We start from the raw sequence: 12,932 nt of genomic DNA on the forward strand, positions 1-12,932 counted from the left end.
TTGCGTTCGAGTCATCTTGAAACCACATCACGGAGAGATACCCATGTTCAAAAAAATACTGCTGGCCATCGCCACCCTGATCGCGACGATGGGCTTTGCCTTTGCCCAGGTCGACGTCAACAAGGCGGACCAGGCGGCACTCGACAGCGTCAAGGGCATCGGCCCCGTCACGTCGAAAGCCATTATCGACGAGCGCGCGAAGGGCGGCGCCTTCAAGGATTGGGCCGATTTCGAAAGCCGCGTGAAGGGCATCGGCCCGAAAAGCTCCGTGAAACTGTCGGAAGCGGGCTTGCAGGTGAATGGCCAGGCCAAGTCCGGCGCGCCGGCGGCCCCCGTGGCGAAAGCTGCCCCGGCAAAAAAGGAAACTGCTGTGAAGGAAGTTGCAGCGAAAGAAGCCGCAGCGAAGCCAGCTGCTGCGACCGACACCGCTGCGGCGCCGGCCAAGACAGCCGCTGAAACGAAAAAAGAAGCTGCTGCCGCGAAGAAAGAAGCCAAGGCCGCCGCCGCTGCCGCCAAAAAAGAAGCCGCCGCCGCGCCTGCCGCCGCCGCAGCCGATGGTGCCGCGCCCGTGAAGACGGCCGCCGAAGCGAAGAAGGAAGCTGCCGCGGCCAAGAAAGAAGCGAAGGCTGCCGCCGCTGCCGCGAAGAAGGAAGCGAAACTGGCTGCCGCCGAGGCGAAGAAAGCGGAAGCCGAGAAAAAATAAGCGTTTTGTTGTAAAGCGTGCTGAGTGGTGGTGCCGCGCAGCATGCAAGAAAACCCCGCGTGGTACCGGCCGCGCGGGGTTTTTTTATGCGCGCGCCGCCTTGTTTGGCCCGCCGGCGGCCGGCGCGCCTACAGCTGCGACTCGATCGGCAGCCAGCGCATCACGGACACCAGCGTGCGGCGCCAGAAGCCCGTCTCCGGGTCCCGCGTCCACACCTTGGCAGGCTCTTCTGTGGCGTCCGACCAGCGCAGCGCGCCATTGTCGAGGAACAAGCGGTAGCTGGTGTCGCTCGACGTCGAGTGCCGGAACAGGGTGCGCATGTCGGCCGCCAGCGCGGCATCGGTGAACAGCACGCCCATTTCCGTATTCAGCTGGGCCGAGCGGGGATCGAGGTTGAAGGAGCCGACAAAGCCCCGTTCGCCGTCAACCACCACGGCCTTGGTGTGCAGGCTGGCGCGGCTCGAACCCATCAGGCTGATGCGCTTGCGATGCTGCGTCTTCAATTCATACAGGTCGACGCCGCCATCGAGCAGCAGCTGGCGGTAGCGCGCATAGCCCGCATGCACGAGGGCCACGTCGGTGGCCGCCAGCGAGTTGGTCAGCACCTTGACCTTGACGCCGGCCGCGACCTTGTCGCCCAGCAGCGCGCTCAGGGCCGTGCCGGGCACGAAGTAGGGCGAGGTCAGCAGTGCTTCCTCGCGCGCCTGCGTCAGCAGGGGCAGCAGGCTGTGCATGAGCCAGTGCTCGCTGCGCTGCAAACTGGCCACGGGCGCGGCTTTTTCCGGCGGGTCCGACAGCACCTGCACCTGCCCGCTCCAGTGCAGGCGCAGGCGGCCGTCCAGGTGCGCCTGCAGCTGGCCCGTGTCGGTCAGCTGCCGTAAATATGGCGAAGCGCCCACTTCGCCCGTCAACGCGTCGAGGCGGGCGCGCACCGCCTGCAGTTCCGGCGCGCCCGCGTTCTTGCCTGCGTGCAAGGCGCCGATGGGGATGACGGCGCGGCTGTTCCAGAAGCGGTCGAAGATGTCGCTCGTCTGCTGCACGGCGGGGCCGACCAGCAGCAAGTCCGCATCCTGGAAATTGACTTGCTCGGCGGCATCAAAATATTCATCGCCGATATTGCGCCCGCCGACGAGGGCCACCCTGCCATCGACGATCCAGGCCTTGTTGTGCATGCGCCGGTTCAGGCTGACGGCGCGCAAGGCCATTTCCACGGCGCGCCACCAGATGCCGTCGCGGTTGCGGCCGGGATTGAAGATGCGCACATCGATCAGCGGGTGGCTGTCGAGCGCGAGGATGGCGGCGTCCTGGCCCCGCGCATTGATGTCGTCGAGCAACACGCGCACGCGCACGCCGCGGTCGGCCGCGCGCAGCAGCTCGCGCACCAGCAGCCGCCCCGTGACGTCGTTATGCCAGATGTAATATTGCAGGTCGATGCTGCGGCCCGCTTCGCGCGCGCTCAGGGCGCGCAGGGCGAACGCTTCCAGGTTGTCGTCGATCAGGGCCGTGCCGCTGTCGCCGGGGCGTTGCGCCAGCTGCGGCGCCAGCACGCGGTCGAGCAGGGTGGCGTCCATCGCCACCGGCAAGGCCGTGCCAGGCGCGCCCAGCGAACGTTCGGCGAAGCGCCCGTAACTGTACAGGGCGGCGATGCTGAGTGCGGCAAAGATGGCCGCGCACAGCAGCAGTTTGACGAGCACGCGGCGCACCGTCAGCGGACCGCGCGCATGCTGCGGCGTGCGGGAAGGAGGTGTGACTGGCGCATGCGGGTGTCTTTCGTGAACGGGACGGGAAGTGGCCGATTGTAGCAGTTCCTGCAATGCACGATTTTCATCCTGGAACATCCTTGCCTGCCGTCAAAAATGCGAGAATGGGCAGCTCAATCAATCATCGGGGGATGCGCGCATGGTACGAATTTTGACGGCGATGACGGCGGCCCTGCTGTCGGCGGGCGCGGTTGCGGCGCCAGCCATTGAACAGACACAGCCGCAGATCCGCGATATCGTGGCCGCCATCTCGCCGCAGCGCATCGAGGCGCATGTGCGCAAGCTGGTCGGCTTCCGGACCCGCCATACCATGTCCGACACCGTGTCCGAGACGCAGGGTATCGGCGCGGCCCGGCGCTGGATCAGGGCCGAACTGGAGCGCTGCGGCGCGCAGGCGGGCGGGCGGCTGCAGGTGGCGTTCGACAGCCATGTCGCGCCCGTGTCGAAGCGCATCGCGCAGCCGACGGAAATCGTCAACGTGGTGGCGACCTTGCCCGGCAGCCAGCCGCAGTCGGCCGAACGCATCTACGTCGTCAGCGGTCATTATGACTCGCGCGCCACCGAGGTGATGGATGCCAGGGGCGACGCCCCCGGCGCCAACGATGACGCGTCGGGCACGGCGGCCGTCATTGAAATGGCGTGCGTGATGGCGCGCCACCAGTTCGACGCCACGCTCGTCTTCATGGCGGTGGCGGCCGAGGAACAGGGGCTGCTCGGTTCCGGTCACTGGGCGCAGCAGGCAAAGTTGAAAAAGCTCAACATCGCCGGCATGCTCAATAATGACATCATCGGCAGTTCGCGCGCCGACGACGGCACGGTCGATGGCGGCCAGGTGCGGCTGTTTGCCGAGGGCATTCCCGCCGTCAAGGAAATGAGCGACGGCGTGCGCGGCCTCGTGGCCACGGGCGGCGAAAATGATTCCCTCTCGCGCCAGCTGGCGCGCCATGTAAAACAGGTGGGCGAGCACTACGTTCCCGGCTTCCGGGTCAACGTCATCCAGCGCGCCGACCGCTACCTGCGCGGCGGCGACCACATGCCGTTCCTGGCGCAAGGCTACGCAGCCTTGCGCTTCACGGAACCGCACGAGGATTTTTCCCACCAGCATCAGGATGTGCGCGTGGAAAACGGCGTGCAATACGGCGACCTGCCGCAATTCGTCGATTACGATTACGTGGCGAAAGTGGCGCGCGTGAATGCGGCGGCGCTCGCATCGCTGGCCCTGGCCCCGGCCGCGCCCACCGGCGTGCACGTGCGCACGGCCCAGCTGGAAAACGCCACCTCGCTGCAGTGGCAGCCGAATGCGGAGCCGGACCTGGCCGGCTACCGCATCGTCTGGCGCGCCACGACGGCCGACCAGTGGCAGGGTGCGCAGGACGTGGGCAATGTCACGCAAGCGCGGTTGAAATTGTCGAAAGACAACTATTTCTTCGGCGTCCAGGCCATCGACAACGACGGCAATGTCAGCGTGGCAACTTACCCGATGCCCTTGCGCTAGGCGCTGCCTGCGGGCAGCCGCGCCAGGAAGCCGTGGATCTGCGAAACGACGGCTGCGCCTTCGCCCACGGCGGCGGCCACGCGCTTGGTCGAGCCGGCCCGCACGTCGCCGATGGCGAATACGCCGGGCACGCTCGTTTCCAGCGCGGCCCGCTCCGGCAGGTCGGGCGGCGGAGCGGCCAACAGCGCGGCGTGGCCCTGGGCGCGGCATTCGGCGCGCGTGACGTCGAAGCCCGTGCGGATGAAACCCTGTTCGTCGACGGCCACGGCGCAATCGTGCAGCCAGTCCGTGTTCGGATCGGCGCCCACAAACAGGAAGACGCGGCGCACGGCGCAGTCGCACTCTTCGCCCGTCTGGTTGTTGCGCCAGCGCACCTCCGTCAAGCCATCGTCGTCGCCTTCGAGGGCGATGATTTCCGTGTGCGTGTGCAGGGTGATGTTGGGCGTGGCGGCGATGCGCTCGATCAGGTAGCTCGACATGCTGGCCGCCAGTCCCTCGCCGCGGATGACCATGTGGACGCGCGATGCGTGGCCGGACAGGAACACGGCCGCCTGGCCGGCCGAGTTGCCGCCGCCGACTAAAATGATCTCTTCCTGCCGGCACAGCTTGGCTTCAATGGGCGAGGCCCAGTAATACACGCCCCGTCCCTCATACGTTTTCAGATTCGCCAGCGAGGGGCGGCGGTAGCGCGCGCCGCACGACAGCACCACCGTGCGGGCGCGCACCTGCGTGCCGTCGCACAGATTGACGCGCAGAGGCCAGCTGTCGCACAGCAGGCTGGCGGCGCTGGTCGGGGTGGCGATCTCGACGCCGAATTTTTGCGCCTGCACGTAGGCGCGTCCGGCCAGGGCGCGGCCGGAAATACCCGTCGGAAAGCCCAGGTAATTCTCGATGCGCGCGCTGGCGCCCGCCTGGCCGCCATACGCGCGCTGCTCCAGGGCCAGCACCGACAGGCCTTCGGACGCCGCATACACGGCCGTGGCCAGGCCGGCGGGACCGGCGCCTACCACCAGCACGTCGAAGATCTTGTCGCCGGATAAATCTGGCAGCATGCCCAGGCAGCGGCCCAGTTCCGCATTGCCGGGATTCTTCATGACCTTGCCGTCGGGACACACCACCAGCGGCCATTCCTGCGGCGCGGGCTGGTAGCGCTGGGCCAGCGCGGCGGCGGCCGCATCCGTGGCCGGGTCGAGCACCGTGTGCGGGTGGCCATTGCTCGACAAAAAACTCTGCAGCTGAAACAGATTGCCGTTGCCGCGCGGTCCCACCAGCACGGGACCGCCCGAATTGACTTCGATCAAGGCCACGCGGCGCAGGATCAGGGCGCGCACGATGCGCTCGCCCATTTCCGCTTCCGCCACGATCAGCGCGCGCAGCGACTCCGAGCTGATCACGAGCACTTCCACGTCGCCCACGGCATGGCCGTTGACGAGGGCGGGGCGGCCCGACAGCTGCGCCACTTCGGCGATGAAGTGGCCGGGGCCGATTTCGCGCATCAGCGAAGTGCGTCCCAGGCCTTCGTGGCGCGTGACGGCCACGTGGCCGGACAGGATGACGAGCATGCCGAAGCTGCTGCTGCCCGCCTCGAACAGGGTGGCGCCGCCAGCATAGCGGCAGGTCTTGCCGTAGCGCTGCAGGCGGCGCAGTTCGGCCTCGCTGAAGACGGGGGAAATCTGGTGCATGCGGCCCTGGATATCGAGGCTGCTGGCCTGGACGGGGTCGTCCTGCGTGGTTTCGGGGATGAATTCGGGAACGGTGCTGGCCATGACTGATCCATTGAGTGAATAAGCAAATTACTAAAATAACTAACCGTCACGAGTCTAGCGCATGCGCGCGCGGGGCGCTGGCACGCCGCGCGCGCACGGCCCGGCCGGGCGCAAAGCCAGGCGCCGTGCGGCCTGGCGCGGCAGTGGCCGGGGCCTGCGCCGTCCGGCCGGGCAGGGGTTTTTAGCCATACGCCGTCCAGCATCTCATATTAGAATGGGTCTTTGTTGAAATTACTCAAACCGACACGATGGCTTACAAGACACTGGAAGATACGATAGGCAATACCCCGCTGGTGCAGCTGACGCGCTTGCCGGGCGCCGATGCGATTGCGCGCAACAACGTCATCCTCGGCAAGCTGGAGGGCAACAACCCGGCCGGTTCCGTGAAGGACCGCGCCGCCATGTCCATGCTCAAGCGCGCGGAAGAGCGCGGCGTCATCAAGCCGGGCGACACCCTGATCGAAGCGACCAGCGGCAACACGGGCATCGCGCTGGCCATGGCCGCCGCCCTGCGCGGCTACAAGATGCTGTTGTTGATGCCCGACAACCTGAGCGTGGAGCGCCGCCAGAGCATGGCCGCCTACGGCGCCGACATTTTATTGACGCCGAAGACGGGCGGCATGGAATATGCGCGCGACCTGGCCGAGCAGATGCAGAAGGATGGCCGCGGCGTCATTCTCGACCAGTTCGCCAACGAAGACAATTCGCGCGCCCACTATGAAACGACGGGGCCGGAAATCTGGCGCGACACGAATGGCCGCGTGACGCATTTTGTCAGCGCCATGGGCACGACGGGCACCATCATGGGCGTATCGCGCTACCTGAAGGAACAGAATCCCGCCATCCAGATCATCGGCGCCCAGCCCGAGGAAGGATCGCAGATTCCCGGCATCCGCAAGTGGCCGGAAGCCTACCTGCCGAAAATCTACGACAAGAGCCGCGTCGACCAGGTGGAATACGTGAGCCAGGGCGTGGCCGAGCGCATGGCGCGCAGCCTGGCGGCGGAAGAGGGCTTGTTCTGTGGCATCTCGGCGGCAGGCGCGTGCGAAATCGCGCTGCGCATCTCGCAGACGGTGGAAAACGCGACCATCGTGTTTGTCGTCTGCGACCGCGGCGACAGGTATCTGTCCACAGGTGTTTTCCCTGCGTAAGGGCTAAAGCATCGTGTCGTGATATTGGCCAGGACGGCCTGAGAACTGCTGAAATACCCCCTCCCCATGGCGGGGAGGGAAAACCTGCATAACTGGCAGGATCAGCCTTGTGGCGTTTCGCCTTCTTTTGGCTTGAATTGCTTGTCGCTGATGCGGAATTTGTTGCGACGGTCACCCATCAGGTAACGCAGGTCACGGATGCTCAGATCGCTGACTTCGTGCATGCGGATCAGCAGCGATGCGCCGACCGGCAGGCGGTGGTGGCGGATCTTGCTGATGACTGGCGGCGCTACTTCCAGCGCGCGCGACAGGGCTGCGTCGTTTTTCAGGCGCAGGTTTTCGATCAGGGTATCGAGCAGTCTGTTTGGGTTGTACTGAAGCAGATCGTCGGAGTCCGAATCGCTGTTCATATCAATGCCGACTTGGTTTGTCATGATGTTATTGTTCCTTCTGTAGTTGCACTGCAAAGTAAAAAACACTCGGAGCTCGCTCTTGCTGCGTTCATGTTCATTCTTTACTAAAAGGAACGAATTCACACACGGTACGATCCGGGTTACAGTTTTTCATAATATATACACAATTGTACAGCAGGATTTAATTTCAGGCTGGAAAGCTCTGTAATCTTGCTTTGTACAGAATCGGTGTTGTCTTGTTGCAACACCTATTTATTCTTTATTATGCTCTATGATAGAACAAAAATTGTACTTTGACAAAAGTTAAGTATAAAACCATTCTGTATCCCGTACCGCACAACAGGCTGGCGAGCGAGGCTGGCACGATGTTATCGACTCCACCATAGACGTGTTTGCCGGTCGCTTCAACATCGCTTACGCTTTCTTACAAGTAATATTATAACTTTACACCGACTTTCGGTTAGCGTGCGCGCACTTGGCTGATGGCCTTGCCCAAGTCGATCACTGACATGGCATAAAAATAACTTCTGTTGTACTGAGTTATAGCAAAGAAGTTATTGGTTGCCAAGCTATACTCAGTTGCTTCTGAACCATTTTGTAGATCGATCAGGCCAAACAGCATATTCGGTGGCGCGACTGCAACGGCGCTGACGCCGGCCGCCTGCAATTCCTCCAGCCGGTACCTGGCCTGCAAGCCCTGGCCGATGAATTTTTCCCACGCCCGGTTGGCCGACACGGTGACGGGGTAGACGCTGATGGCCGGATCATCGCGGCGCCAGCCGTGTTCGACGAGGAAATGCGCGACGCTGCCAATGGCGTCGGCCGTCGAGTTGCGCAAGTCGATGTGTCCATCGCCATCGAAATCGACCGCGTACTTCATGATGCTGCTAGGCATGAACTGGGGCAGGCCGATGGCGCCCGCATACGAGCCGAGCAGGGTCAAGGGGTCGATGCCGTCCTTGCGCGCGTACAGCAGCGCGTTTTCCAGTTCGCCCTTGAAAAATTCCATGCGCGCGGCCCGCGTCGGGCTTTCCGGATAGGAAAACGCCAGCGTGGTCAGCGCATCGAGCACGCGGAAGCGGCCCGTGTTGCGTCCGTACACGGTTTCCACGCCGATGATGCCGACGATGATTTCGGCCTGCACGCCATACTCGCGCTGGGCGCGCGCCAGCGCTTCCGCGTTTTCTTCCCAGAATTTCACGCCGGCATTGATGCGCACGGGCTCGATGAAGCGGGCGCTGTAGGCATGCCAGTTCTTCGGCTTGCCCGGCGGCGCCGGCTTCATCAGTTGCACCGTCGCGTCCACATAGCGCACCTTGCCGATCAGGGTGTCGAGTTCGGCACGGTCAAAGCCGTGTTTGGCGGACATCTCGTCGAGGAAGGCGCGTACTTCCTTCCAGTTGGCGTAGTCGACAAATTCGCCTTCGAAGTCGAATTTCGCCGGGGCTTTCTTCGCCGAGGCCTTTTTGACGGGCTGGGCCTTGGCGGCGCGCACGGCCCGGGCGCGGTCGGCGGCGGAAATGTTGCTGTTTTCATCCGCGTGCGCGGTTGCCAGGCACAGGGGGAGGGAGAGGAGCAGGGACAGGGCGGAGTATTTGATCGGTAACAAGGAGCGTCTCATCGGCATTGGGTTAACAGGCGGCGCAAGCTGCGCCGCGCGCGGGTGTGTTCATCTGGGTTGGCATTACCATACTTCATCGCGGCGTAGATTGCCAGAAACTGTGCGATGGCGGCGTGCGCCTCGGGCTTAGCCTTGCCGGCGGCCAGCCGCGCAGCATAGCCGTGCGGGCCTTCATGCGGCGCACGGCTGTAGCCGCGCTGCGCCTGCTGGCGGCAAAAACGCGCGTACAGGCGGTCGAGCGGATCGCCTTGCCGCACCTGCCGCCAGCAGACCAGTGCGCCGGCCGCGGCGGCCAGCAGGGCCAGCACGGCGCAGGCCAGTGCCAGCTTTTTCGCTGGCAAGTTTTTCAAGCCGTCGAGCAAGACCCGCTGGCGTTGCGGGGTGTAATCGAGCACCCAGCGGCTCCAGGCATGCCCGGCCTGCTGCCATTGCCGGCGCCAGGCGGCGAGCGCGCCGTGCGCGCCGCCATCGAGGCCGGCCAGGGCGCGCCATGCCGTCAGCGGCGACGGGGGCGGCGGCAGGGCGGCATCGAGGTTGCGCCCCGTGCGCAGGGGCGCGACGGCGCTGGTGGGATCGACGCGCACCCAGCCCCGGCCCGCCAGCCACACTTCGCTCCACGCATGGGCGTCGGACTGGCGCACGCGCAGGCTGTTGTCGGCAGCGTCGCGCGCACCGCCCTGGTAGCCCGTGACGACGCGCGCGGGAATGCCCATGGCGCGCATCAGCACGACGAAGCTGCCCGCGTAATGTTCGCAAAAGCCCGCCTGCGTGCGGAACAGGAAGTCGTCCACGCCATCCTTGCCCAGCAGCGGCGGCTGCAGGGTGTAGCGGAAGGGCGCGCGGCGGAAGTGATCGAGCACGGCGGCGATGGCGTCGGCGGGCGCCAGCGCCCCGGCGCCGCTGCCGCGCAGCTGGCGTGCCCAGGCCGCGCTGCGCGGGTTGCGGCCGGCGGGCAAGGCCAGCCATGGCTGTTGCTGTGCCGGCGACAGGGCTGCCTGCAGCCGGTAGCGCGTCTGCGAACTGGCGCGGTAGCGCACGGTCGAAGCAAGGGGCTGGACGGTCAGCACTTCCAGCGCGGACGAGACGACATACGGATTGCCGGGCAGGCGTTCTATGCTGCGCGGCACGTCGAGCGCGAAGATGCGCCGCAGGCCGCTCGCCTGCAAGGTCACTTCATATTGGCTGGGCTGGCCTGCCAGCACGATGTCTATGCGGCCGTCGCTGGCCGGCGCGCGCTCCTTCGCGCCCCGGCGCGTCCAGGTGCTGCCGTCGTAGTCGCCCAGCACCACGCCGCGCCAGTACAGCTGGTCTTGCGGCGGTATCGGCGTGGAGAAGCGGGCCGTGAAGACGGGTGCGCTTGACAGGGCCAGCGAGGCGATGGCGCCCGGCTGCATGCTGTCGGACAAGCCCGTGCGCGCCTGCGCGCCTTCGTGCGGCGCGCCCCACAGGGGGCCGTCGGGGCGCGGCAGGGCCAGGAACAGCAGCGCCGCCAGGGGAAGGGCCAGCGCCAGCATGCGGCCAAGCAAACTTAACCGTTGCGCCAGGCGCGGCTGCACTGCGCCGTACTGGGTCGACAGCAAGCCGGTCAGCAGTACGAGGACGGTGGCCAGCATCCAGATGGCGCTGAGGATGCCCTGGGCATGGAAGAAGTTTGCCAGCAGCAAGAAAAAGCTGAGGAAGACAAAGACGAAGATGTCGCGCCGGCCATGCATTTCCAGCGACTTCAAGGCCAGCAGCAGGGCCAGCAGGGCCACGCCCGCATCGCGTCCCAGCAAGCTGCCATAGCTGGCGTAGACGCCGGCGATGCCCAGCAGGGCCAGCGGCGCGAGCAGGGCCAGCGGCGGCTGGCGCCGGCCGCGCACGGTAATAAAGGCGCGCCACAGCAGCGGCGCAGCGGCGGCCGCCGACAGCCACGGCGGCAGGTGCAGCGCGTGCGGCGCCAGCGCCATGGCGGCGGCCAGCAACAGCAGCAGCATGTCCGCCTTCTCGCGCGGCAGGCCGGTCATGGGGCTTCCTGCCGTTGCGGCGAGTCATGCAGGGCCAGGGCGCGCAGGCAGGCGTCGCGGTGGCCGGCGCCCAGGCCCGGCGCCAGGGTCAGGGCGCCCAGGCGCAAGCCATATGGCAGGCCGGTCTGCTCCGCCGCCAGCACCCAGGCGGCCAGGCGCGACAGGCGCGCTTCCGGGGGCAGCGCGTGCAGGGCGGCATGGGCGAGCATGATGCTGCCGCGGGGGCCGCCCGTTGGCGTGTCGGCGCCGGGCTGGAATTGCTTGCTGAACAAATGCTCGCCGTCATGGCGGGCGATCTGGCGCCAGGCCAGGCGCTGCAGCGCATCGCCGGGCTGGTAGGCGCGCACGCCGGCCAGTTCCAGGGCGCCGCCGGACGCCTGTGTTTGACGCACGGTGCCGGCCGGCAAGGGCAGCGGCGGCGCGTTGTGCTCGGGCTGCGGATACACGAGCACGCGGGCATCCGGCTGCCAATGGCACCAGGCAACAAACAGGCCCAGCGGAAAACTGCCGGACAGGCGCACGGGAGGAGCAGCGACCCATCCGCGTTGCCGCGCCGCCACGCCGACGGTGACGGCCGTTTCCGCGTGCGCCCCGATATCGGCCAGCTGGGGCGCTGCCTGCGAGTTCAGCATTGCAACGTGGATGGCGTGGCGCGCACGCGTGCTGCGGTTGATCAGGCGCAAGACGAACGTGGCCTGGCTGCCCGCAAACACGGGGCTGCCTGGCGTGGCGGCCAGCGCCAGGCCCGCCAGGTTGCGGCTTGTATACACCATGTCGGCGACGGCGCAGGCGGCCGCGAAGCAAGTCAGCGCATAGCCCAGGCCCAGGCGGTAATTGACGGCGGCGATCCACAGCGCCAGCAGCAGGGCGGCAAACGCCAGGCCCGCGCGCGAGGGACGGATGTGCACGCGCTGCGCGCCCAGCCAGGGGCGCGCCGGCAGCCAGGAAACATTGCGCCAGCGCATGCCGGTCAGACGGGCGTGTTCAAGAGCAATTGCTGCAGCAGGGCGCGGCTATCGCTCGCTCCCTGCGCGGCATGCAGGCGGTGCGCGCAGACGGGCAGCAGCACGGCTTGCACGTCGTCGGGCGTGACGTGGTCGCGCCCGGCCAGGGCGGCCCAGGCGCGCGCCGCCTGCAGCAGGGCCAGCGCGGCGCGGGGGCTGAGGCCGTCGGCAAACGCGCCCGGCGCGCGCGTGGCGTGCACGAGGGCCAGCACGTAGTCGACCACGGCGGCGGAAACGTGGATGGCGTGCAGGCCGGCCTGCGCCTGCAGCAATTCGTCCGCGCTCATCGCGGCGGGCAAGGCATGCAGCATGGCGCGGCGGTCGGCGCCCAGCAGCAGGGCCCGCTCGGCGGCCGCGTCCGGGTAGCCGAGGGTGACGCACATGAGGAAGCGGTCGAGCTGCGATTCGGGCAGGGGGAAGGTGCCCAGCTGGTGCGCGCAGTTCTGCGTGGCAATGACGAAAAACGGCTGCGGCAGGGCCCGCGTGACGCCGTCGAGCGTCACTTGCCGCTCCTCCATCGCTTCGAGCAGGCCCGATTGCGTCTTCGGCGTGGCGCGGTTGATCTCGTCGGCCAGCAGCACCTGGGTAAACAGGGGGCCGGGGTGGAAGAGGAAGCTGGCGCTGCCGCGGTCGTACACGCTCATGCCGGCCACGTCGGCTGGCAGCAGGTCGCTGGTGAATTGCTGGCGTTTCCATTGCAGGCCCAGCGAGATGGCCAGCGCATGGGCCAGGGTCGTCTTGCCGACGCCGGGCACGTCTTCGATCAGCAGGTGGCCGCCGGCCAGCACGCAGGCGAGCGTCTGGCGGATCTGCAAATCTTTGCCGACGAGAACTTCGCCGATCTGGCGCGCGGCCTGGTGTATTTTCGAAAACATGCTATTTCTATCACAGTACGATGGATTATTTAATTTACAATCGCTTTGGCCAGGTCAAACGGCGCCGCCCGCCCGCCGCGCGCTCGTGGTAGATTAGAGTGACGGCAAAGGCGGCAAAGGCGGCAAGGGCGGCACAGA

10 protein-coding genes are annotated in these 12,932 nt (G+C 66.3%); 3 read left to right on the forward strand and 7 right to left on the reverse strand.

Translation table 11 applies throughout. The features are described from left to right. Positions 1-43: 43 nt before the first annotated feature. Positions 44-703, forward strand: a complete 660-nt coding sequence (locus AC07VI_RS16715; RefSeq protein ID WP_076567447.1) for a ComEA family DNA-binding protein — start codon at positions 44-46, stop codon at positions 701-703. A 128-nt stretch (positions 704-831) separates the two neighbouring features. Here the strand turns inward: AC07VI_RS16715 and AC07VI_RS16720 are convergent, their stop codons facing one another. Next, on the reverse strand, positions 832-2,397 hold the full coding sequence (locus AC07VI_RS16720) for a phospholipase D family protein (protein WP_492992901.1): 1,566 nt from the start codon (positions 2,395-2,397) through the stop codon (positions 832-834). Positions 2,398-2,602: 205 nt separating this feature from the next. Between AC07VI_RS16720 and AC07VI_RS16725 the strand changes: the two genes are divergently transcribed. Next, complete coding sequence (locus AC07VI_RS16725) at positions 2,603-3,958, forward strand: M20/M25/M40 family metallo-hydrolase (RefSeq protein WP_492992903.1); 1,356 nt, start codon at positions 2,603-2,605, stop codon at positions 3,956-3,958. Here the strand turns inward: AC07VI_RS16725 and AC07VI_RS16730 are convergent. Further along, positions 3,955-5,724 (reverse strand): FAD-dependent oxidoreductase, encoded by a 1,770-nt coding sequence (locus AC07VI_RS16730; protein ID WP_492992905.1) that lies wholly within the window; start codon positions 5,722-5,724, stop codon positions 3,955-3,957. The two genes, AC07VI_RS16725 and AC07VI_RS16730, sit on opposite strands and share 4 nt — an antisense overlap. 248 nt (positions 5,725-5,972) lie before the next feature. Between AC07VI_RS16730 and cysM the strand changes: the two genes are divergently transcribed. Next, complete coding sequence (gene cysM, locus AC07VI_RS16735; protein WP_086146278.1) at positions 5,973-6,875, forward strand: cysteine synthase CysM; 903 nt, start codon at positions 5,973-5,975, stop codon at positions 6,873-6,875. A gap of 101 nt (positions 6,876-6,976) precedes the next feature. Here the strand turns inward: cysM and AC07VI_RS16740 are convergent, their stop codons facing one another. The 5 genes from AC07VI_RS16740 to AC07VI_RS16760 form a co-directional block, all read right to left on the reverse strand. Further along, on the reverse strand, positions 6,977-7,309 hold the full coding sequence (locus tag AC07VI_RS16740; RefSeq protein ID WP_034751784.1) for a hypothetical protein: 333 nt from the start codon (positions 7,307-7,309) through the stop codon (positions 6,977-6,979). 439 nt (positions 7,310-7,748) lie between these two features. After that, positions 7,749-8,897 (reverse strand): lytic murein transglycosylase B, encoded by a 1,149-nt coding sequence (mltB, locus tag AC07VI_RS16745; RefSeq protein WP_492992907.1) that lies wholly within the window; start codon positions 8,895-8,897, stop codon positions 7,749-7,751. Positions 8,898-8,905: 8 nt separating this feature from the next. Beyond that, positions 8,906-10,915, reverse strand: coding sequence for a transglutaminase TgpA family protein (locus AC07VI_RS16750; RefSeq protein ID WP_492992909.1), 2,010 nt, complete (start codon positions 10,913-10,915; stop codon positions 8,906-8,908). Then, positions 10,912-11,880, reverse strand: a complete 969-nt coding sequence (locus AC07VI_RS16755) for a DUF58 domain-containing protein (RefSeq protein WP_099374635.1) — start codon at positions 11,878-11,880, stop codon at positions 10,912-10,914. Before AC07VI_RS16755 ends, AC07VI_RS16750 begins: the two co-directional genes overlap by 4 nt. 5 nt (positions 11,881-11,885) lie before the next feature. Continuing rightward, on the reverse strand, positions 11,886-12,794 hold the full coding sequence (locus tag AC07VI_RS16760; RefSeq protein WP_086147965.1) for an AAA family ATPase: 909 nt from the start codon (positions 12,792-12,794) through the stop codon (positions 11,886-11,888). Positions 12,795-12,932 lie beyond the last annotated feature (138 nt).

The organism is Janthinobacterium sp. GW821-FHT03A03, assembly GCF_059421435.1.